General features: G+C 32.1%; 25 protein-coding genes and 1 other annotated feature (1 of these 26 running past the window's edge). Of the genes, 12 read left to right on the forward strand and 13 right to left on the reverse strand.

Annotated elements, in window-relative coordinates:
- Window positions 1–151: 151 nt before the first annotated feature.
- The 3 genes from BN349_RS03955 to BN349_RS25235 all read left to right on the forward strand — a co-directional run bounded on the left by BN349_RS03955 (window position 152) and on the right by BN349_RS25235 (window position 3,123).
- The gene (locus tag BN349_RS03955; protein ID WP_019240979.1) at window positions 152–1,129 is read left to right on the forward strand and encodes an aromatic ring-hydroxylating oxygenase subunit alpha; all 978 of its coding nucleotides are present in this window, start codon (window positions 152–154) and stop codon (window positions 1,127–1,129) included.
- A 248-nt stretch (window positions 1,130–1,377) separates the two neighbouring features.
- Entirely contained in the window at window positions 1,378–2,130 is a 753-nt protein-coding gene (locus BN349_RS03960; protein ID WP_019240980.1) for an SDR family NAD(P)-dependent oxidoreductase, read from the forward strand.
- 210 nt (window positions 2,131–2,340) lie between these two features.
- Complete coding sequence (locus BN349_RS25235; RefSeq protein WP_019240981.1) at window positions 2,341–3,123, forward strand: SMI1/KNR4 family protein; 783 nt, start codon at window positions 2,341–2,343, stop codon at window positions 3,121–3,123.
- A 595-nt stretch (window positions 3,124–3,718) separates the two neighbouring features.
- Here BN349_RS25235 and BN349_RS03970 read toward each other — a convergent pair.
- On the reverse strand, window positions 3,719–4,087 hold the full coding sequence (locus BN349_RS03970; RefSeq protein ID WP_019240982.1) for a winged helix-turn-helix transcriptional regulator: 369 nt from the start codon (window positions 4,085–4,087) through the stop codon (window positions 3,719–3,721).
- 142 nt (window positions 4,088–4,229) lie between these two features.
- Between BN349_RS03970 and BN349_RS03975 the strand changes: the two genes are divergently transcribed.
- A complete protein-coding gene (locus BN349_RS03975) occupies window positions 4,230–4,856 on the forward strand; it encodes a nitroreductase family protein (RefSeq protein ID WP_019240983.1) in 627 nt (208 codons plus the stop codon).
- A gap of 347 nt (window positions 4,857–5,203) precedes the next feature.
- Window positions 5,204–5,842, forward strand: a complete 639-nt coding sequence (locus tag BN349_RS03980; protein WP_148335344.1) for a TVP38/TMEM64 family protein — start codon at window positions 5,204–5,206, stop codon at window positions 5,840–5,842.
- A gap of 6 nt (window positions 5,843–5,848) precedes the next feature.
- Here the strand turns inward: BN349_RS03980 and BN349_RS03985 are convergent, their stop codons facing one another.
- The 5 genes from BN349_RS03985 to BN349_RS04005 all read right to left on the reverse strand — a co-directional run bounded on the left by BN349_RS03985 (window position 5,849) and on the right by BN349_RS04005 (window position 9,572).
- Entirely contained in the window at window positions 5,849–6,349 is a 501-nt protein-coding gene (locus BN349_RS03985) for a hypothetical protein (protein WP_019240985.1), read from the reverse strand.
- A 110-nt stretch (window positions 6,350–6,459) separates the two neighbouring features.
- Window positions 6,460–7,254 carry an ABC transporter permease subunit gene (locus tag BN349_RS03990; RefSeq protein WP_019240986.1) on the reverse strand — a complete coding sequence of 265 codons (795 nt, stop codon included), beginning with the start codon at window positions 7,252–7,254 and terminating at the stop codon, window positions 6,460–6,462.
- Window positions 7,255–7,268: 14 nt separating this feature from the next.
- Window positions 7,269–8,060: an ABC transporter permease subunit gene (locus tag BN349_RS03995; protein WP_019240987.1), complete on the reverse strand. Its 792-nt coding sequence runs from the start codon at window positions 8,058–8,060 to the stop codon at window positions 7,269–7,271.
- A 13-nt stretch (window positions 8,061–8,073) separates the two neighbouring features.
- Complete coding sequence (locus BN349_RS04000) at window positions 8,074–8,958, reverse strand: ABC transporter ATP-binding protein (RefSeq protein ID WP_019240988.1); 885 nt, start codon at window positions 8,956–8,958, stop codon at window positions 8,074–8,076.
- On the reverse strand, window positions 8,955–9,572 hold the full coding sequence (locus BN349_RS04005) for a TetR/AcrR family transcriptional regulator (RefSeq protein WP_019240989.1): 618 nt from the start codon (window positions 9,570–9,572) through the stop codon (window positions 8,955–8,957). The genes BN349_RS04000 and BN349_RS04005 overlap by 4 nt, the downstream gene beginning before the upstream one ends.
- Window positions 9,573–9,893: 321 nt before the next feature.
- On the opposite strand from BN349_RS04005, the gene BN349_RS04010 reads away from it, so the two are divergent.
- Together BN349_RS04010 and ppk1 are read left to right on the forward strand one after the other, a co-directional pair.
- Window positions 9,894–10,652, forward strand: coding sequence for a hypothetical protein (locus BN349_RS04010; protein ID WP_157381014.1), 759 nt, complete (start codon window positions 9,894–9,896; stop codon window positions 10,650–10,652).
- Between the two features lie 442 nt (window positions 10,653–11,094).
- Complete coding sequence (gene ppk1 / locus BN349_RS04015; RefSeq protein WP_019240991.1) at window positions 11,095–13,314, forward strand: polyphosphate kinase 1; 2,220 nt, start codon at window positions 11,095–11,097, stop codon at window positions 13,312–13,314.
- A 97-nt stretch (window positions 13,315–13,411) separates the two neighbouring features.
- Here the strand turns inward: ppk1 and BN349_RS04020 are convergent, their stop codons facing one another.
- A complete protein-coding gene (locus BN349_RS04020) occupies window positions 13,412–13,741 on the reverse strand; it encodes a phage holin family protein (protein ID WP_019240992.1) in 330 nt (109 codons plus the stop codon).
- 982 nt (window positions 13,742–14,723) lie between these two features.
- Between BN349_RS04020 and BN349_RS04030 the strand changes: the two genes are divergently transcribed.
- The 3 genes from BN349_RS04030 to BN349_RS04040 all read left to right on the forward strand — a co-directional run bounded on the left by BN349_RS04030 (window position 14,724) and on the right by BN349_RS04040 (window position 17,537).
- Entirely contained in the window at window positions 14,724–15,350 is a 627-nt protein-coding gene (locus BN349_RS04030; protein ID WP_019240994.1) for a TetR/AcrR family transcriptional regulator, read from the forward strand.
- Between the two features lie 85 nt (window positions 15,351–15,435).
- The gene (rpoD, locus tag BN349_RS04035; RefSeq protein ID WP_019240995.1) at window positions 15,436–16,548 is read left to right on the forward strand and encodes an RNA polymerase sigma factor RpoD; all 1,113 of its coding nucleotides are present in this window, start codon (window positions 15,436–15,438) and stop codon (window positions 16,546–16,548) included.
- 380 nt (window positions 16,549–16,928) lie between these two features.
- A complete protein-coding gene (locus BN349_RS04040) occupies window positions 16,929–17,537 on the forward strand; it encodes an FMN-binding negative transcriptional regulator (protein ID WP_019240996.1) in 609 nt (202 codons plus the stop codon).
- Between the two features lie 160 nt (window positions 17,538–17,697).
- Here the strand turns inward: BN349_RS04040 and BN349_RS04045 are convergent, their stop codons facing one another.
- From BN349_RS04045 to BN349_RS04055, 3 genes are read right to left on the reverse strand one after another with little or no spacing between them, the layout of a single operon-like run.
- Window positions 17,698–18,045, reverse strand: coding sequence for a DMT family transporter (locus tag BN349_RS04045; RefSeq protein WP_019240997.1), 348 nt, complete (start codon window positions 18,043–18,045; stop codon window positions 17,698–17,700).
- Between the two features lie 26 nt (window positions 18,046–18,071).
- Window positions 18,072–18,401, reverse strand: a complete 330-nt coding sequence (locus tag BN349_RS04050; protein ID WP_019240998.1) for a DMT family transporter — start codon at window positions 18,399–18,401, stop codon at window positions 18,072–18,074.
- Between the two features lie 12 nt (window positions 18,402–18,413).
- Window positions 18,414–18,953 (reverse strand): TetR/AcrR family transcriptional regulator, encoded by a 540-nt coding sequence (locus BN349_RS04055; protein ID WP_019240999.1) that lies wholly within the window; start codon window positions 18,951–18,953, stop codon window positions 18,414–18,416.
- Between the two features lie 388 nt (window positions 18,954–19,341).
- Between BN349_RS04055 and BN349_RS04060 the strand changes: the two genes are divergently transcribed.
- On the forward strand, window positions 19,342–19,740 hold the full coding sequence (locus BN349_RS04060) for a hypothetical protein (RefSeq protein WP_019241000.1): 399 nt from the start codon (window positions 19,342–19,344) through the stop codon (window positions 19,738–19,740).
- Between the two features lie 61 nt (window positions 19,741–19,801).
- On the opposite strand, the gene BN349_RS26585 is transcribed toward BN349_RS04060, so the two are convergent.
- Entirely contained in the window at window positions 19,802–19,945 is a 144-nt protein-coding gene (locus BN349_RS26585) for a tyrosine-type recombinase/integrase (protein ID WP_332306673.1), read from the reverse strand.
- A 116-nt stretch (window positions 19,946–20,061) separates the two neighbouring features.
- Here BN349_RS26585 and BN349_RS04065 point away from each other — a divergent pair, with 116 nt between their 5' ends.
- On the forward strand, window positions 20,062–20,526 hold the full coding sequence (locus BN349_RS04065) for an NUDIX hydrolase (protein WP_019241001.1): 465 nt from the start codon (window positions 20,062–20,064) through the stop codon (window positions 20,524–20,526).
- A gap of 57 nt (window positions 20,527–20,583) precedes the next feature.
- On the opposite strand, the gene BN349_RS23280 is transcribed toward BN349_RS04065, so the two are convergent.
- Both BN349_RS23280 and BN349_RS04075 read right to left on the reverse strand, forming a co-directional pair.
- The gene (locus tag BN349_RS23280) at window positions 20,584–21,207 is read right to left on the reverse strand and encodes a hypothetical protein (RefSeq protein ID WP_019241002.1); all 624 of its coding nucleotides are present in this window, start codon (window positions 21,205–21,207) and stop codon (window positions 20,584–20,586) included.
- A gap of 83 nt (window positions 21,208–21,290) precedes the next feature.
- On the reverse strand, window positions 21,291–21,671 hold the full coding sequence (locus tag BN349_RS04075) for a GNAT family N-acetyltransferase (RefSeq protein ID WP_019241003.1): 381 nt from the start codon (window positions 21,669–21,671) through the stop codon (window positions 21,291–21,293).
- 497 nt (window positions 21,672–22,168) lie between these two features.
- Window positions 22,169–22,306, forward strand: a binding site (T-box leader); it runs 80 nt beyond the window's last position.

Raw genomic sequence — 22,306 nt, forward strand, 5'->3', positions numbered from 1 at the left:
ATTTAGAATTATAGAAAAAAAATAACAATATGTAAAATAAAAAATCGAATAATTGTTATAAAAAATTAGAATAATGTTCGTATTTAGAATTGACATACATTTTTTTGGCACATACAATAGATACAGACAAACTCATGGGGAGAGGACTATCATGATAATACAAGATCAAGTATTAAGAAGTGATTGGATAGTGGCATGTAAGGCAGAAGATATAGGAGAGAAACCATTACAGGTCATCATTATGGGAGAAAGAGTTGTTATTTTTCGTAATGAAGAAGGAATTTATGCTTTAAAGGATTTATGTGTTCACCGTGGAGCAGCATTATCTTTAGGATGTGTGAAAAATGGCAATCTCGTATGTCCTTATCACGGCTGGGAATTTGATGGTGAAGGTAAATGTACAAAAATTCCACAGCTACCAGAAGGGAAATCCATTCCTTTGAAAGCGAAGGGACAGCAGTATGGTTGTATAGAAAAATACGGTTTTGTTTGGGTGAATCTAGAAAATAATGATACATCACTATTTGAATATAAAGAAGCGAATGATTCATCATTTCATCATGTTTTATGGGGACCACAGGTTGTTGAAGCAAAACCACCTAGAATCGTAGAAAACTTTTTGGATGTAGGTCATTTAGCATTTGTTCATGAAGGATACTTAGGTGAGCAAACACACGCGGTTATCAGTGATTACAAAGTGCACCAAGGTGAAGATTCACTTTTTTCAGATGAAATCGCTATTTTTCAACCAGATCCAGATGGTTCAGGGCAATCTAAGTATGTTTATTATACATACGAAATATTAAGACCATTAACAGTTCGTTTTAAAAAGTTTGATAGAGAGTTAGGTCATCACATGTCTATTCTATTAACAATTCTACCAGTTGAAGAAGAGAAATCGATAGCATATGGGATCCTATCTTTTAACTATGATACTGGAACATCTGATAAAGAAATAGTAGAGTTTCAGGATATGATTTTTGCTCAAGATAAACCGATTGTAGAAAATCAAAAACCAGAAGACTTACCACTAGATTTACAAGTAGAGCTTTCGTTGATTTGTGACCGTATGAGTATTTCGTATAGACAATATTTAACGAAACTTGGTGTTATTCATGGTACAGCTTGATTAAATAAAGACATTTATATACGAAAAATCCCGTTAACCAATATTTAGTTAGCGGGGTTTTTTTATGTCAATTTTATTCTTACTCCTATATTTTAAGCAAAATAGTTGATTTCTTACTCAGTTTTTTTCAAAAGAAACTATATTTATTATTTGTTAATATAGTTATGGGGATTTAATTAAGTAACTTAACTATTGAAGTTACAAACTATGTAAATGGGAAAGATTAGACAAAGAAAGAGGGAGAAATTATGGCAAACAAAGTAGTTTTAATTACTGGGATAGCAACAGGATTAGGTCGTTCTGTATCTATTAAATTAGCAGAACAAGGATATGACTTAGCGCTAGTAGATTTTAATGAGGAAGCTGGATTAGAAACATTATCTTTAGTGAAAAAAGCAGGTGCAAAAGCGATTTTTATTAAAGCAAATGTTGCCAATGAAGAAGATGTTAAAAATTATGTGGATAAAACAGTAGAAGAATTTGGCCAAATTAACTATTTCGTTAATAATGCTGGAATTATGGTTCCAATGAAATTAATTCATGAATATGAAGCTAATGACTTCGATCGAGTAGTTGGAGTTAACCTAAAAGGTGCGTTTATGGGAATGAAATATGTCATTCCTGTTATGTTAGAATACGGCGGAGGTAATATCGTGAATATTGCTTCTTCTAATAGCTACAAACCAACAGCATTTAATGGCTTATATTCTGCTACTAAACATGGTGTAGCAGCATTAACAAAATCAATAGGACAAGATTATCAAGACTTAAATATCCGTGCAGTTGGTGTAGCACCTAATACAATGAAAACAACAATTGGAGTTGCTGCATCCGCTTCTTTAACTCGTGAAAGAGGCGCAAAACTTCATGCTTCAACAGGACCAAACATACCAGCAACACCAGAAGAAATTGCTGACACAGTTATTTTTGCTATGACTACTGGTGCAAATATGTTAAACGGTACGATTGTAAACTGTGCTGGTGGAGAAATCTTTAATTAAGAAAGATTAAACTAAAAAATGAGTGTAAGGGCGTTTAGATTATTAAACGCTCTTTTTTATTGTTTATATTTGATATGAATGGGATTAAACATTTTGGAAGAAGGAAAATGCCTATGTAAGAGGAATTTGATTAAATATTGTTGGGTATATATGAGTGTGTTAATATTTGGTAGAATGGTTGTTTCAATCTTTTTTAAGGGGAAAAGTAAAATGAAAAATATTTGGGATCAAGATGCGGGTGAATATGGTTTACCGCCTTTAACAGTTCAGTCAGTGAAACTTGCAGAGGAAAAACTTCAGGTAACATTACCAAGCTCTTATACAGAACTTCTTAAGCAACAAAATGGAGGTTACATTACATATAATGCTTTTCCTACAAATATACCTACATCTTGGTCGGAAAATCATATTCATGTAGAGCATATATTAGGTATTGGTGAAGAAAATAGTATTTTAGATAGTGCGTATTTAATAGAAGAATGGGACCTCCCAAAAGATGTTGTTTTAATTTCAGGTGATGGACATTCTTGGGTTGCTTTCGATTATCGAAAACGAAAAGAAAATCCCCCTGTGATTTATATTGAAAGTGATGATTTGTTGATCATTAAGTTAGCTGATTCATTTGATGAATTTTTGGATGGATTATGCCTAGAAGATGAATTTACAGAAGAACAAGATACTTTTAATGATTGCAAGTGGACAAACGAAAAACTAGTAACTGTGTTATCATCACATGATATAGACCAGATAATAATTGGTTTAAATTATATGTATCTTTCAGAAAACATCGAAAATCATATTCCTATAATAGAAGAATTCCTAGAAAAATTACTTTGTAGTACGAATGCTAATATTAGAGATATTGCAGCACATTATGTAATCAATTTTAAAGAAAAAAAGGTTTTATCGTCAGATTATATCCAAAAGATCTTTTCAATTTTGGCGAGTGATGAACATTTAAAAACCTACATAAATGTAATAAAAAAGTTATAGTTTCGCCTATCTGACTTTTTAATGATAAAATGATTATTTGCTGGATTGGAGGCAAGTTTGCCATCAAATATATATACTCCATAAAATGTATATCATCAATGGAGGGATAGAAATTTGAAAATAAACATAATTCTTACATGTGTCTTTTTAGCGATATTGCTTGTTTTCATCATTGGAATCCTTCATTATACTTAAAGATCATCAGTAGGTTATATTATTAATAAATCGGAAGATCAAATTCGGGTCGCTAACTTTAAGAAAGAAGAATGAAGTTGGACAGAAGGAAAAAGGTATATTCAGATGGAAAGGTGTATAATTCAAATTCAGCACAAGATGAAGCTACTTTTATAATCATTTTGGATGAATGATTGTCTGTAAATAAAAAAGAGGTCTGCATTCAATGTGAAATTGAATGCAGACCTCTTTTTTACTCTAACTTTGGTAAGAATATAACTTCCCGACTAGTCCATAAATTATCAGGTTAAAGTTTAAGTTTTAATGGTTGACTTCCGTAGTCGCTTTAAAAAAGTATTTAGGTAGATAACATATGGAAATTAAAAAGCGAGATTTTCTTCTGCTTGACTTTACAATTGTATTATTCTTTTGTGGAGTCAGTAGTGCACCCATTTAATTTTACCCATTTTAAAATGGCTTGAATAATTTCTTCTAATTCTTTCCCTCTATCCGTTAATTCATATTCCACTTTTCTCGGAGATGATTTGGATACCTTTTTGATAACTAGGCCTTCATTTTCCAAATCTCGTAATCTTTCTGCTAATAGCCGATCGGAAATTCCATGTATTTCAGCTAACAATTCATGGTATCGTTTAGGCCCACTTAATAGATGATAAATGATAATCCCCATCCATCGTTTACCGATAAATTCTATGGTCTTATGAAAATTAACGCAAATTGAGATGTTTTTCTCATTTGAATTTGATTGAATTAAATCATTTTTACCCATATTACGATCTCCAATTATTATGATAAATCAATTCTAGCATATTCTTTATTGACAAACAAACTTACTAATAGTAAGCTTGATTTCGAACTTACTTTTAGTAAGTTCAAAATGTTTATCCATTATTTTTTTCAGGAGGATTATCATGTCACAACATAGCCAAGACTTATCTACTGTTATTCGAGAAAGAAAATCAGTTAGAAAATTTGATTCATCATATAAAATTTCAAAAGAGGAGATTGAAGAAATATTAATTGAAGCAACTGAGGCTCCTTCTTCAAGCAATTTACAGCCTTGGCGATTTATCATTATCAAAGATCAAAATACAAAAATGAAAATAAAAGAGTTCTCTTTCAATCAACAACAAATTGATACTTCATCCGCCATTATTGCTGTAATTGGTGACACAGAAATGTATCATAATATAGATAAAATTTATCAAAGTAATTACGAAGCTGGAAATATCGATGAAGTGAACATGGAAAGACAAATCAATAATGCAAAAGCACTGTATCCGAATGCTCCATATGAAATACGTTCGAATATTGCTTCATTTGATGCGGGGTTGATTTCTATGCAACTTATGTTGCTAGCGAAGGCCAAAGGACTTGATACAGTATGTATGGGTGGCTTTGATAAGAAAAAATTTGCAGAAGCTTTCGATTTATCCAATCGTTACATGCCGATTGTATTAATCGCTATAGGAAAAGCAGCTGCACCAGCTTATGGTTCGACTCGTTTATCTTTAAAAGACATCACAACATTTAACTAAACATGAATAGGGCTAAATGTTTTTAATTTTGCTCTTAATGATGTTTTCGTTTGTCCACATAATGATAGCCAATGTAAAATATCTTTTTTATGTTAATTAAATAAGATGTGAAGTAGAGGACTGTGTAATGACTACGACATAGTCCTCTTTTATTTGCTTGAATTTTATCTAAAAGATTGCTGCTTTTTAATACGTTCGATGAAAAAACAGTGGAAGAAAAGTCGGATGATCTATACTCAATCCAAGTTAATAGGCCACAAAGTTTGCAAAAACAACCTATTTCTATAAAAAATGCATGGAAACATAAACTAAGATAAAAGTAATACTATACTCTTTTATGCTTACCATTGTTAGGGAAAGAAGAAGGAGAGATTTTCATCGATAATTTAGTGTTACTAGCGGTATCTGGAACTATTGAAACGGCAATGCAAGCATATAAAAGTCTTGGGATGCTTAATGCAGTTTTTCTACCGTTTATTGAGGCGTTTTTACCGTTTCTTCCACTTTGCGGTATTGTCGTTGCAAATGCAGCGGCTTTTGGATTAATCAAAGGATTGATATTATCGAGTGTAGGTTCCATTACTGGAACATGGGTTTTGTATGGGACATTTTATTATTTTGGCAATTATACATTCCTTCGAAAGCTAAGAGAAAAAGAATTGGTGAAGAAATACGCAGAATGGGTTGAGAATAAAGGTTTCATATTTATTGCGATATTTTGTTTTGTTCCTGTCCTTTTAAATTCTGTCATTGCGATTCTAGCAGGTATTAATAAAATTAGCTTTAGGACGTTTGCTTTTGCTTCAGGTTTAGGGATTTTTTTCTTGTTTTGTATTCTTTCAATTATAGGCTCAAGCTTAACCACTATGACTACTAGCCCTTGGAAAATCGTATTGATTATTATTCTTTGTTTATTGTTGTTTGTAGTAGGAAGGCAAGTGCAAAAGCATTTAATACAAACGAAGAGAGTAATTGTAAAAGAGTAATACGAATCATCTGAGCTTCTTCATATAAGTAATTTCATTCTCATTTAATAATGGAGGTTTCCCTTTGTTCAGTCCTTTTTCTAAAAAAACAAAGTAATCTTCATTTATTTCTAAAGGTGTGAAATTTGGTGTTTCTTCATAATCCTCCGTCGATAATGATACTGTATAATTATTTTTCTTTGAAGTGGAAAAATCCCAACTCACTCCAAGTGTATTAGCCATACTGAAGGAACTAGTTACTTTTACGATAGTATACCCATCACTATTTTTTATAATTTCGCCAATGAAAAAGATGTTTTCGCTTTCTTCACATAATAGTAGTTGTTCGCCTTTTTTGGTTTCAAGAAGTTCAACTCCATTAATGGAGTTTTCTTCAATGAAATGTTCTAATGCTATACTTTGAGTAGAGTAGTATATTGTCGTATCTTTATCTGTAGGTTTTTTGTTACAGCCAGCAAGTAATACTAATAAAGTGATGAGATATAAAATAATTACCCGTTTTAACATTATGATCCCTCCTCAGTAGTGAATTTATTGTTATATTTTACCACATGTAAAAAGAAGTACTTACAGAAAAGTAAGTACTCCTTTTATTTGAAAGTATTCGTAGTTCCCATCTATGCCTTTAAATCGCGTCGATTATGCAAAATAAAAGAGGCCCCAATGCAAAGGATGGAAATGGCTAAGCATATAAACATATAGGTGGGCTCTAATCCATCTCTCAAAATAGTTTTTCCGTCAAAATATTTGAAGGGTGTGAGATATCGTAAGAAATCCGCTTTTTCACTTAAGTCTGCGAAAATCGACATAAATAAGCAAATCATAACAATGGCAAAGGATAAATTGCTAGCTATTTTCGATCTTTCTGTAAGGAAGGATAGTAGCAGTCCGATACTGAAAAAAGTAAGCTGAATGAATAATAATCCTGTCATCATTGGTAAGAAGTCATCGGATATATTGGTATCTGTGACAGCTTTGGCAATAAGTACACTATAAATGAATGTTAGTGCATTTAACAAAATCATATCAATCAAACCAATACAAAGCTTGTAGCTCAGAATATGAGTTCTTTTCATTCCTTTTACATATAAAAACTCATAGGTTTTATCTCGTTCTTCCTTTGAAAAAATCATCGCACCCATACTTGATGCATGAAAGGCAGCTATAACAGCAACGTATAAGAAGATAATCGAAAAAATTCCTACGACATTTGTTAAGTCGACCATTCCAGCTCCAAACAAGGTTTGTAAAGATTTCGGCATTTGTTCCATTAATTCATTGAAGGATTGCCCGCTATCATTGGTTAAGCCAACAGATTTTGCAACACTGATGCCGATTAATACCATCATCCCTATTAGCCATAGGCATAATGACTTAAAATTTGCTTTCCATTCCTGAATAAGTAAACTCATGATATTCCCCTCCTTTATGCATGAATGTCTTTTCGTTTATACAAATAGAAACCAAGAGCAACAAAAAGCATAGTTAAGATCATACCTGTTATAAACGTAGATATTTCATAGGAATGGTGCTCTACAATATAATTCGGATTTAAATAGCTCATAGGTGATAGAAATTTTAAAGCAGTATCATTGTACATATTGGCTACCATTTCAAGAGCGAAAAAAAGTGCTCCAACACCAATACCCAATGTAACTGGAGATTTAATTTTTCTAAAGCAGCAGCCCATGAAAAAACCAAAGGAAAGAAACATGACCTGCGTAAAGAAAAGAGCTCCTGCCAATAAGAAAAATGCACTCCAATCGATGTTATCTACAAAAGAAATCGCTGCAAAATAAGTAGCTGTTACACAGACAATGTTCGTAAGTACAATACAGATAAAGACGGAAAATAGTTTTTCACTTAAGATTTGCATTCGATTCATAGGTTTTGTAAAAAGAAAATCACTTGTTTTACGAGCCGTTTCCTTTGAGATAACACCTGTTCCGAAAATCAGGGCCTGGATGGCTCCGACAAAAATTAAATAGACCACACAAAAGCTGTAAAAACCATTAAAAGTAACAATACTAGCACTACCTAAACCGAAGGCTTTTAATACTTCTGGTGGATAATTGGCAACAATATCAAGAAGTGCGTCGACATCTTTCGTATAAGAAGGGAAGATGGCAATAAAAATGAAGCCAAGTATTCCAAGAGTAATGGCCCAACTTATGGTTGATTTAAAATGGCTCTTTAATTCATATTTTAAAACATTCATGAGTAAGGCCTCCTTATTCTTTATCGTAATAGTGTAAGAAAATTTCTTCTAAATCAGGCTCGGTAATATCTAGGTTCACTAGCGATAGGGTGCTAATCTCTGAAATTACATGATTAATATTGCCTTTGAAAATAAAGGAGGCGTGGGTACCATTAATCGAAAGTTGAGTAACACCTTCGAGTTGAAATAAATTGTCATCTATTGGAGTAGCTGTTTCTAGATTTACCTTTTTATAGCTGTTTTCTCGTAAGGCGGCAATCGTTTCAAGCTTGATGATCTTTCCATTTTTAATAAAGCCGACACGATCACAAAGCTTTTGAACCTCTGATAAAATGTGAGAAGAAAAGAAAATTGTCGCACCTTTTCTATTTTCTTCTTTTATCAGTTCAAAAAATTTATTTTGCATCAATGGATCAAGTCCGCCGGTAGGTTCATCTAAAATGATTAATTTCGGACTATGGAGAAGCCCCTGGATAATTCCTACTTTCTTTCGATTACCAAATGACAAATCTTCAATTTTTTTATTTTGGTCAAGCTCTAATAGCTCGCATAATTGTTTTATACGAGCTGTACAATCTTTCTTGTAAAAAGAAGAGGAATATTTCAATAAATCTTTCACTTTCATATTGTCATAATAAAAAACTTCACTCGGAAGATACCCTATTTCTTTAGCTATTTCACTTGAATATTTAATACAGTCCATTCCGAAAATTTTTGCGGAACCGCTTGTCGGATAAATGAGCGATAGTAATGTACGAATAGTTGTGGATTTTCCTGCTCCGTTAGGCCCGATAAAACCAAATATCTCACCTTCTTTAATATCGAGCGTAATATCTTCAATGCCGCGTTCTTTTCCATAACGTTTCGTTAAGCCTTTAATTTCAATGACATTGTTCATAAATATTCCTCCTTATAAAATGCCTGACGATACATTTGTAAGTAGGCATCAAATTCTATGCAAATCTGTTCAGGGTTAAATTCTTCTAGCACCATCTTTTGATCGACTAATCCTTTAGAAGACCAGATTATCGTGTTTAATATCTTTTCAAAGTTCGAAGCGTCTTTAAACTTTGAAAAATCCACCTTACTAAATACTTTAGTGAGGGCATCTTGAGACAACTTTTCATTTTGCTGGTTAATTTCTTCTGCCACTTCGGGTGCAGTTTCATAATATGCCTGCATAACAAAATTGAAAATCGCTGGATATTGCTTAATAATCTTTAGTTTGTTTATCGTACTTTTACGAATAATTTCGAAAAAATCAGTCTCTTCGTCATCCATGGCTATATATAGTTTTTCAGCAATGTAATCCAAGCAATATTCATATAAATCAAGATAGAGTTTCTTCTTAGAGCCAAAATAATGAAAAAGTAATCCTTTTGAAATACCAGCACGTGTGATAATTTCGTCCGTTGTTGCCTTTTTATAGCTATGCTTACCGAAAATCGTAATAGCTCCGTTTATAATCCTGTCTCGTTTCTCTTGAGGTAAGTTTAAAAACTTTTCGTTCATCGTAACGCATCCCTTTTGGTTATGTATTGACTAAAGTAGTCAATAAAGTCAGTTTAATCTCGTTGACTATTTTAGTCAATGGGCTAATTATTGTATTATTCATAGTTTTCTTTATATAAGGAATTGTCTGTAGCGTATAGAATTTTCCCTTATTGAAGTAACTGTAAACTCTGTATGAACTTTTTTGTGTACATATATAAATCAAAGTCTATTTCTAAAAACAGATATAGTACAATAATGGAATAAATTGTATTTTTAGGAGGAGTAGGAATAAGTGATACCAAGAGAATTGTCCAATTATGTTTACTGGTATTAGTGGTGTTGTTACTAAGTTCTTGTTTTAAGAAAGAAGATCTTGAACAACCGATAAAAGACTATTTTTTAAAAGAGTATGGAATAAAAGAAGAAATAAAAATACTTTCAACTGATAATAATTGGTTGGAAGGAATTGCTCATCAAACGTATGTAGAAATAAAGAAGCCTTATCACACAGTAATCTTTCTTTGGATTGAAAGGGATACATATGAGATTAATAAAGATCCTGTTTTTGGTGATGATGTGTTTCTTGAAATTTTTAAAGGAGCATATATAGAGCAGAATAAAGAGGTTATAAAATTGTCAGATGAGATTATAAATAACTATCATCTAGTACGTGAATTTCCTAATGATGAAATAAAAGGTAAGGTTATTCCCTACTATCTAAATGTTAGGATAGATGAAAAGCAAAAGAATGATCTTAAGTATGAATTTGTTAGTAGTCAGAAGTTAGATACAAAGGAGATTATACCAAAGTTAACTTTTAATAAAGTTAGTGAGAATGGAGAGTATGCAGGTACCATAAATTTTAATTATTACTATAATATCTATCAAAATAGTCCTAATATCCCGAAGGCAGAAGCTATTTTAAAAGAGTATGAGAGAAGTAGAGTATTGACTGAAGGGGTGTATAGGATTTCGATTTCAATAATGGAGCATTCTCTAGAGAGTCTTTCGTACGGCTCTGAAGAGTCATCTAGTGTTCTATTTCGAGTGAATCATTTGGGAGAATTTCAAATCATTTCGGTAGAAAACAATCAATAGGAGTTTGTTCCGTTTCTTTCTATTAAGAGCTCTTGTTTCATGCTTTACTAATTTCTATATAATTTATCAAGGGGGTGTCCAACAAAGCTGTAGCTTTAGGACATCCCTTCTTATATAATACCAGCGGCTCTCTTCTTTGAAGTCTGGCTAAACCTTTAGAGAATACGTATTCTTGACGTCATTTGTTAGAGTTTTTGTTCTCCTATCCTATTTTATTAAAATAAGTGTATGGAGAAGAAAACGGGGTATATAGTACTAGTCATCCAATCTTTATATCATTAAAGTTAGAATTCATAAATCTTTCGAAAAATTACCATAATTGTTATCTAACATAAGGTTATTATTATATTACAGTTGTAATATAGAATTATTATTACATTACAGAAAGTATAATTTATTTTAAAAATGATAGTAAATACATCGATTGAAAGAAGGACTTTAGATGGCAAAAGTAAAAAGTAAATACGACTTCAGTTATACAGAAAATAGAGAACTATCGTGGTTAAAGTTTAATAATCGAGTACTAGAGGAAGCCAGTGATCTCAGAAATCCATTGTATGAGAGATTGAAGTTCGTCTCTATTTTTGAAAGCAATTTAGATGAGTTTTTTATGATTCGAGTAGGTAGTTTAACCGATTTATCTCTCCTAAAAGGAAATCGTATTGATAAAAAAAGTGGCTTAACGATTAACGAGCAGTTAAAAGCCATTTTTAAAGAAGTTGCACCACAATATAAATATAGAGATAAGGTTTTTGCAGATATTACGAAGCAAATGAAAGCGCATGATATTTATCATATGAATATGAAAGACTTAGAAATCAAAGATCGTAATTTCATTGAGCAGTACTTTTCTACATATGTATTACCAGTTCTTTCACCACAAATCGTGGATATGCATCATCCTTTTCCACATTTATTAAATAAGTCGTTAAACATCTTTTTAATGATGAGGAACCAAGAACAAACTTCTTTTGGGATTATACCTTTACCAAGTACACTTCCAAAAATGATTTTCTTACCAGGTAATAATGTTCGTTATATTTTACTTGAACAAATTATTTTAGAATATGTGAACAAAGTGTTTGATACTTATGAAATTATGGACAAGGTAGTCATTGCAGTAACAAGAAACGCAGACATAAGTCCTGAGGATGAAGTATTTGCAGATGATGATGATTATCGCCATCACATGAAGAAAATATTAAAAAAACGCAAGCGCCTAGCACCAGTTAGATTAGAAATTCAAAATGATGCGAATCCAAAATTGATCGAATATTTATGTGATAGATTAAATATTAAAAAAGAACAAGTATACAAAAGTAAAGCACCATTATGTATGTCTTATGTATTCTCACTGCAAGATAAATTTTCGGTTTCGCAAGAACGTGAGTTATCTTATCCTGTATTTGAACCACAACCGCCAGCTTGTGTTTCTAAAAATGAAAGTATGATAATTCAAGTACGTAAAAAAGATTTATTGATGCATTATCCATATGAACAGATGGAACCATTTTTGAGATTAGTAAAGGAAGCGGCATATGATCCAAATGTCATTTCTATTAAAATTACCATATACCGATTATCAAAGAATTCTAAACTAGTAGAATACTTAATTGAAGCGGCTGAAAATAATAAGGAAGTAACGGTTCTAGTTGAATTACGCGCACGATTTGATGAAGAAAATAATATTGAGTGGGCAGAGAGACTAGAAGCAGCTGGTTGTACGATTATTTATGGATTTGAAGGATTTAAAGTTCATTCGAAAATTTGCTTAATTACTTATATACAAAATAATGTTATTCAATATGTAACGCAGATTGGAACAGGTAACTATAGTGAAAAAAGTGCCAAAATGTATACAGACTTTTCTTTTATAACAGCAAGTAAACGAATTGGAAATGATGCAGCTACTTTCTTTAAAAATATGTCTCTTTCTAATTTAGATGGTCAATATGCACATTTGCTTGTAGCACCAACAAGCTTAAAATCTGGTATTATGCAAAAGATTGATGAAGAGATTGTTAAAGCTCAAGCGAATTACAGCGGCAGAATCATTATGAAAATGAATTCTCTTACTGACCGTGATTTAATTAATAAGCTTTCAGAGGCTTCGTGTGCAGGAGTAAAAATCAGCTTGATTGTTCGTGGCATTTGTTGTTTAACGCCAAAAATAAAAGGAAAAACCGAAAATATTGAAGTTATAAGTATTTTAGGTCGCTTCCTAGAACATGCTCGTGTTTATTGCTTTGGCGAAGGAAATAGTATGGAGCTATATATAAGTTCTGCTGATATTATGACTAGAAACATGGAGAAAAGGGTAGAAATTGCTTGCCCAATTTATGATCCAGATATTAAACGTCGCATTTATGATGTATTAGATGTTCAATTACACGATAATGTCAAAGCGAGAGAACTTCAAGAAGATAAGCAGTATAAGAGACGTACAGATAATGGCTATAAATCAGTTGACGCTCAATCTTATTTTATGGAAGAAGCACTGAGAGGCTCTTACTATGAAGTAGATGAAGAAGAAGAGTATGAAGTAGATTATCAGAACCAATTAATCCAAACAGTACCTATATTTATACAAAAACCACGTAAACTTCCTAGAATTACAAAACGTCCTAGAAAGTCTAGATTTTTACTAACGGTAAAAAATTAACTTTTAACAAGTAAAACGAGCTATATAAAGAGTAGAGGCGCTCAAAAAGGGGTGATAAAGCCCTTTTTGAACGCCTCTTTTGAATTATAAGTAGGAATTAATCTTTTTCTCGAAGTGCACTTTGCACTAGACTGAGAAGGATACTTCCTATTAGTGCTCCCCAAAATGATGATACTGTGAAGCCACTGATGAATTGAGAAGCAAGAAAGAAAATAAGCGCATTGATAATAAAAGAAAATAATCCAAACGTTAATAAGGTGATTGGTAATGAGAGTATATGCAAAATTGGTTTCACAAATATATTCAGGACACCAATAATAAAAATAGCGATTAAAGCTGTTACATAGTTATCGATGTGAATACCTGTAAGCAAATAATCAATTCCTAATAACGCAAGACCGCTAATTAAAAATCGGATAATAAACATTTTTCTCCTCCATTTCCTGTCAGGTTACAGGATAGTTCGTTTTTTAAATTATACACAATCAGCGTTGTTAAGTGAATATCTACAAACATATCCTAAAAGACATGAGTAAAGTACGTATCCATCTTGATTTCTTAAATGAAAATCCATTTTTATAGATACGTAAATAGTATCATCTAGCTTTGATGTCCATCTAGCAGCTGAAACCTCTCGGAGTAGTGATCTAGGGTCTCACCAATATAACATGTGCATTTTTTGTAAGTCTAAATCATCACTTGGAGTAGGGGTTCTATGTAATCGGCCCACGTATATTTTATGATTATTCGAGTCGTTTGTGTATTTCCATATTTATTGAGGGATTTTTTTCCTGGCGTTTGTCTAATTCCTTTTCCTATATACAATAATCCATTTTTTCCATATATTAAACGATTCCAATAAAGGGTGTCTATTCAGTAATCAGTTACTTCATTTTGTAAAGAGTTGAGATCTTCTAGTTGATATGGACCAGACCAATCAATTTGGATAAGTTCTATGTTTACAATCTTCATTGGATAATCCTACTACTGTTCGTATAATTTAAATATACCAAAAGGAGTAGAGGTTTAGAAGAAAATGAATATTTTCTTTGTTTAAACCATTTGGTAGTGTTTTCCTCTTAAGAAATAGTAGTGTAAGAAGGAATTTCATAGAGATTTATAGAAATCATTACATAGTTGTAGTAAGAATGTTATATAAAATAGAGCAGTTATTTAACAGTTATAAAGGATAAAAGTATATAATTTTATAAGATGAACAGTGTCTAGTCATATGACATGTCATTCATTGGTTTGAATGGATGAAAATCAAATCAACTATATTGTCAGCTTTCTTTGCTGTTAACGATGAGTAAAAAGGGGTATAACAAGATGTAGTTAAGAATTATTGAAAAAATCACATTTACAAAGTATACTTTGAGTATACTTTGTAGAATTGGGGTATACATATCATGAAAGATAATATTATTGCCTTACATCAGAAAAACATTGCAGAGGAGGCAAAAAATTTATTTTTAGATAGGGGTTTCAATGCTACATCGATAAATGATATTTGTTCAAAGGCTGGTTATAGCCGAAGAACGGTTTATAAGTATTTCGAGAACAAGGAAGAGATTTTATATTATCTAATTATAGAAGGTTTGGAACAACATCTTCTACATATTGAACAAGCCGTTAAGTCAAATACATCGTTTATTAGCCGATATGAGAAGATTTGTGAGTGTATGTTATTTTATTATGAGCATTGCTCAATATCAGCTCAATCTGTTGAACAATTCCAGAATAGTACGAACATAAAGCTGACACCCGCAGTTGAGCGTATATTGGAATTAGGTAAAAAGATAAATGATATTCTAGCTTTATGGATAAAGGAAGGAAAAGAGGAAGGCGTGTTGGACGAATCGGTTGATATCATGCCTACGGTATATATTTTATCCTCAAATTTAAATTCTTTATTTAAGCTTGTTACAACAAAAGGATCATATTTATCTAGCTCGCTTCATATGACGAAAGAAGAGTTTTTATCATATGGGTATGAGATGAATTTAAGAAGTCTTTTAAAAGAAGCTTCTCATTAAAAATAAACTTTCTAACCATGTAGAGAGGATTTTAAAAAGAATGATTGCATAAACATCAATAGTGGTTTGAAAGGGAGGATTATAAATGGCTAATATATCTATTCAGTCTAAGGATACGAACTCAGAATTAGATTCAAAAATAAATCAAGTGCTTTTAGAATTAATTGAACTTGGCAAAAAAAATAAAGGTCTCACTTTTGAAGAAGTTAGTCAAAAGCTTGATGCTTTCGATTTGGATGCAGAAGAAATGGATGATATCGTTCAGTATATTAGTAATCAAGGTGTTGATTTTAAGGACGATATGAATGAAGATGATGTTGATGATGAACAACTACATGTTAAAGAAGAAATAGATTTACATGAATTAAATGTTAATACACAGGATTTAGTCCGAATGTATTATAAGGAAATTGGTCATGTAGAATTGATTTCTGGTGAAAAAGAAATTGAATTAGCTCAGCGGATCGAAGAAGGGGATTTAGAAGCTAAACAGCATTTAGTGGAAGCCAACCTTCGTCTTGTTGTTAGTATTGCGAAGCGTTATGTGGGACGCGGTATGACAATTCTTGATTTGATACAAGAAGGAAACATGGGATTAATTAAAGCTGCTGAAAAGTTCGATTATCGAAAAGGATTTAAATTTAGTACCTATGCTACTTGGTGGATCAGACAAGCGATTACTCGTTCGATAGCGGATCAAGCGAGAACGATTCGTATCCCAGTCCATATGATTGAAACAATCAATAAATTAATTCGTGTACAGCGTCAGCTGCATCAGGATTTAGGTAGGGAGCCTTCTCCAGAGGAAATAGGAGAAGAAATGGATCTGTCACCAGAAAAAGTGCGAGAAGTCCAAAAAGTTGCACAAGAACCAGTGTCTTTAGAGACTCCAATTGGTGAAGAGGAGGATTCTAATTTAGGTGATTTTATAGAAGATCAAGATGCTACCTCTCCATCTGAACACGCAGCATACGAAATGCTAAAGGAACAATTAGAAAATGTGCTAGATACTTTAACAGATCGTGAAGAAAATGTTCTTCGTCTACGTTTTGGATTAGATGATGGTAGAACTAGAACGCTTGAAGAAGTCGGAAAGGTATTTGGTGTTACTCGTGAACGAATTCGTCAAATCGAAGCAAAAGCCCTTAGGAAATTAAGACATCCTAGTAGAAGTAAAACATTAAAGGATTTTATGTAATAACTCATTAGCCATACTATAGGATTAGTTGAATTGGATATTTATTTCATATGTGATTCAATATATGAAGCGTAGAGGCGTCAAAAAAGGAATTTAAAATCCTTTTTTGACGTCTCTTTGTATAATTAGTAATAGCTGCTTTAATAATATTTTCGGTTATTTTGTAATCATCCCTTGTTTCTTGCCTAATTTTTACTTTCCTTTATACAATTACGCATTAAAAATTTATCTTCGCATATTACTCCAACTATACACTATGTATTGTGGGATTTTTCATTTATTATTAAATATTATGGATAGTTTGAACGGATTTCTTATAACGTTGAAATAGGATTAAAAGCAATCAGATCTTAAAACACTATAAAGGGTGAGGATGCCAATTGTATATACCAAAGCATTTTAAAGTTGAAGATAAAGAATTCATATATGATGTGATAAAAGAGAATAGCTTTGCAACATTATTTACACAACATAATGGTGAACCTTATGCTACTCATCTTCCGTTGTTATTGGATGAGGATTATCATGTACTATACGGACATTTTGCACGCGCTAATGAACAATGGAAGGATGCTTGTAGGCAAAATATTTTAGCTGTTTTTCATTGCCCTCATTGTTATATTTCACCTTCTTGGTATGAAACAATGCAAGCTGTACCAACTTGGAACTATGTATCTGTTCATGTATACGGAAAAATGGAGATTATTGAAGATCAAGAAATGATCTTTCAATCATTTCAGAATATGATAGAAAAATATGAAAGCCCGGATAGCTTTTATGATATGAATGATTTAGACGAGAGATTTATGCATGGGATGATGAAAGGTATTGTGGGTTTTAAAATTAATATTACAAAAATAGAAGCAAAGGCGAAATTAAGTCAAAATCATTCAAAAAAACGCCAACAATTGGTAACTCGAAAGCTAGAAAAGACATCAGACCAAGATAACCAAAAAATTGCAGAGCTAATGAGAAAAAACGTACCTTAATATAAGACTATAAGAAAGAACCCCCTGTAAAATAGGACATGGTCATAAAGGTGCTGTACTTCAATAGCAATTATTGTGAGAATAGTACCTTTAGTAACAGAAAAAGGCTTGGATACAGCCAAGCCAATTTTGTGTTATTCACCCTAAGAAAAAATATCGATTAGTTTGCGACGTTTTTAACGGCATCTGAAGTGGTTGAAGCGTTTAACAATGCGACACCACCGATAATGAATAGTAAGCCACTTAATGTTGCAAAGCTAAAGGGTTCATTCCATATAAGTACACCAATTAATGCGGTTAATGCTGTTCCTATTCCTGCCCAAATGGCATAGGCTAGGCTCAACGGAACAGTTTTTAGACATAGTGATAAACAAAAAAATGCGATGAAAAAGCCAGCTACTACTCCCAAAGAGGGTAATAGATAGGTAAAACCTTCTGATAATTTAAGCATTGTTGTGCCGAATACTTCACTTATAATAGAAATGGCTAAATACATATAACCTTTCATGATTATGACCTCCGATTCTCTTCCGGTTAATGAGCTCCACCAGTTGATAACTTTAATACCACAACTCCACCAATGATTAGGGCTAAACCTAAACATTTTTTGAAATTGATTACTTCTTTATAAACGATAACACCGACTAAGGCGGTCAAGGCTGTCCCAATTCCAGACCATATAGCATAAGCTGTCCCGAGCGGAATTGTTTTCAATGCTTGTGATAAGCAATAAAAAGCGATGCTCATTCCAAGTATTACGCCAATTGATGGAAAGAGTCTTTTAAATCCGTTGGATAGCTTTAACATAGAGCTTCCGAATACTTCACTTACGATGGCAATTGCCAAAATTACATATGGATTCATGATGAATGCCTCCTATTTCGTCATATGTATTAATCTTTGGATTACTTTTATCCGCATTTGTTCATCTAGAGGAGCAATATTAAATAACTCTGAATAATAGAGGCCATCAATGGCTAAGCGTATAATAGTTGCAGTTATAGGATCAATCAGGTCTTGTTCCACTTTAGTTTGTATATTTTGATAGCTTGTAGACATATTGCTGATTAATTCTGGTTGTAGCATGGAAGCAGCTATAATTCCTACATTTAATTCAGCATTTTTTTCTAAATCCTCATTAGTAGTTTCTATTAAAGCACGACACCATTTTCCTTGTTCAACGGGGTCATTTTGAGCTTTATCATTAAATGAATGTGCAAATTCTTCAAAGATATAGTTTGTTAATCCAACGAGTAATGCTTCTTTATTGGGGAAGTGATATAATAGCCCACCTTTACTAATTCCAGCTTTTTTTGCAACCGCATCGAGAGTTAGATCATTAAAAGAGTTTTGCAGTACGAATTCTTTAGCTGATTGTAAGATTAGATTTCTTTTCATCATTGCCTTTGATTCCATATTATCTCAATTCCTTTAAAACCGTCTAGACGGTCTTTTTTTGAAGTGATAATACCGTCTAGACGGCTTTTTGTCAAGAGGTCCAGCTTCTTTTATTGTGATTGTTTGAAACTGAGGAAATTACTGACGAATCCTTACTTTTAGAAAGAGTCAAAAATTAACATTACAGAACTTAATCTATCAAAGTTTCAATTATATAATTATAAAAATGAACACTCCGTAAAAATTACATAAAGACTTCAATTAATGGACTATAAGGCATGTACTCGATTATAAACGAGAATCATGCCTTTAAGCTTTGACATATACATGATAAATAAAGGTATTTTCGAATAAGTATCTAATTAATATTTTTAAACTAAATGGTATTTAAAGGAAGAGGTGTGAAATGAAAATAAAGGTAGTATTGATGTCATTAATGTTAGTAACTGTTCTTTCAGCGTGTTTTAATGATAAAATTGTTACCCAATTATTGTTAGAAGGGAAAAATGAGTATTGGAAGGTAGTGGCTCAAATAGATAATCCACAATCACTTGAACCAAGTGTAAATTATGATATCGAATTTATTGGAAAGGAAAAAGATAAACCTATAACATTTACTTATAATATTGAAAATGGTCCAATATTTTCTGATGACGGAGAGGGTGACCTTGAACATCAAAATGATTCTATTTCTCAAACGTGCTCAAATTGCGGAGAAATATCCACTAGATTAAAAATTCCGGTTTCTATTAATTGGGATAATAAAGAGGAAGAAATAACTTTAGTAGTGGTTAATAAGAAATAATTAATCTAAATAAATACAAGCGGTGAATAGTTTTGAAATTCCCACATGTGTGAATGCCATGTTACTCTCCCTCCGTATGCTTCTGCAAATAGATCTTTGGCGTTTCAATTTTCTCATGACCGAGTGAGTGACTAATTTTATTTATGTCAGCTGAACTCATGTAACAAGTAATGGCAAATGTATGTCTAAAAACATGAGTGATGATTTATCATACAAAAAGGATTATCAAGTAATGAAGAGAATAGAATGTTTAGTAAACTTTTATATCAGGAAAACCTAATTATAGTTTGCTAATTGATCTATGCGGAGGCCAAGATACACGTGAATTACATTAAAGAAATGAGAGAGCTAATAGGAGAAAAAACCATTATTACAGTTGGCTGTGGCATCATTATAGAAAACAATGAAAAAATACTTTTGCAACGGAGAGTCGATGAAGATAATTGGTGTATTCCAGGAGGTGTTATGGAGATTGGAGAAACCTTCGAGCAAACGGCAAAGAGAGAAACGAAGGAGGAAACAGGATTAGTGGTAGAGGATTTGGAACTGTTTGGAATATATTCAGGTGAGAAATGCTTTGTAGAATATCCTAATAAAGATAAAGTATTTAGTGTCCAAATCATTTTTAAAGCAAGTAAATTTGTAGGGGAACTGATACAACAAGGTATAGAAAGTAAAGAACATCTATTTTTTAATAGACACGAATTGCCAGTGAATTTAAATCCACGCCAAGAATCTTTTATAAAAGATTGGGCAAATGGAAAGCAAATACCTGTAGTCAGCTAATCCAATTCTTTCTTGAATTTGGATTGAAAAATAACCACATAAAGGTTATATAAATCTTCATGTGGTTAATATTGTTTTTAAATATTTTTTCTTGACCTCTTTTCTCATTTGATGGTATAGCTCTATTTTGTCTCCGAAATATTCTATACTTTCAATGTCTTTATATTTAGTAGCTGTTTTTAGTTTCTTTACAGAATTACTTGAATCTAGGTTATACTTTCCTTGATACATTCCAACAATAACGTATGTTTTATCTTCATCAAGTGGTCTAAGAAATAATAAGTAATGATCTTTGTCGTTCATCACATTATATCCTTCTAGACTATAGAATGTTTTATTAAAAAAATAACTCGGTTCATACACTGAAATAAAAGAACGACGATTCGCTTTCCCTTTATAAATTTTTTTTATCTGAACGAGTGATTTAGAAGCTCTAACGCCATTCTGATCAATTGTGTTTCTTTTTCCTGTGAATTGAACCTTAACTATTAGTGTGGAGTATTTTTCTAATTGATTAAGATTTTTCATAATGATGTAATCTGTTTGTCCGAGAGAATTTACAATCTTATAATTAGACGTTTCTTTTCTTTTGGGATTCATTTTTGAGCTTGGCTTTTCCATTAATATAAATACGAATAATATCATCAGAGATAGAAGCGAGGCTAGAACTTTTTTTGTCATTTCTCTCACCTAAAATTTCCAATTTTCTTCATTATAAGTAGTATAGGAAGAGTTGTATAGAAGGAGAAATTTATATAGGCAGATTATATTTGTTTTGTCATGAATATACTGTTAGGGTCCTCTGAATAATTTGAAAATGGTTTACAATGCGTAAAACCAAAACTTTCATAAAGTTTTCTAGCTGGTTCAAAGGCTTCCATGGAACCTGTTTCCAGACTAATTCTAGTATAGCCACGAAGAAAGGCTTCATTAAGAATGTGTTCAAGGATTCGTTTAGCTACACCTTTTCTTAAATGCATTGATGATGTCCGCATAGATTTAATTTCACCATGAACAGAATTCAATTCTTTTAAAGCTCCACAACCGACTAGCTCGTTATGCTCCCATGCACTCCAAAATGTGATGTCTGAGTTCGACAATTTTTCAATATTTAAAGCGTGTATGCTCTCTTTTGGAGAATGCATCGCCATCCCATGAAGATGTTCATTCACTAATTGAAGAACTTTAGGGTTTGTTTAAATGATCCACAACGATTCTCAAACTATCATCCCCTTTTTCTTTTTTCTTATTAGATTATTAAAATATTTACATTTTCTCATTTTAGTAAAACTATATGTATGTGATCTTCCTATTTCCCGTAAATATTTAGATAGTATGGGCTAAGCCCTCATTGTAGAATCCTAGTTTTAGTCTCTTGTATAATAATCATCATTTTTGATAGGCTCTTATCTTTCTATTAGAGATTTATTTCTTAGATAATATTCTACAACTTATTCTGAATGTTTCTCATTCAAAATTTTTAATTATAGGTGTTTGGTTTCGTACAGAAGCTCCATAATACCTCTCCAATTAAAGATTTTATTATTATATTATATATTTTATAGGATGTAGTTGCTCAGTTTTTCGATAATATATTGACATTGTTTTCTTTATCAAGTAATATGGCTAAAAATAAATACAGTAAAATTCAATGAAAAAGAGAGTAGTCCATTATGAAATGGAAAGCGAGTTAGGGGTGGTGAGAGCCTAATGCAGGACAGATGGATGAAACGCACTTTGGAGAAATTTCTTGAACGAACAGTAGAGAACATCGGGGAGA

It is taken from the genome of Bacillus sp. AP8 (genome assembly GCF_000321185.1).
In the GTDB taxonomy this organism is placed as follows: domain Bacteria; phylum Bacillota; class Bacilli; order Bacillales; family DSM-1321; genus Bacillus_AD; species Bacillus_AD massilioanorexius.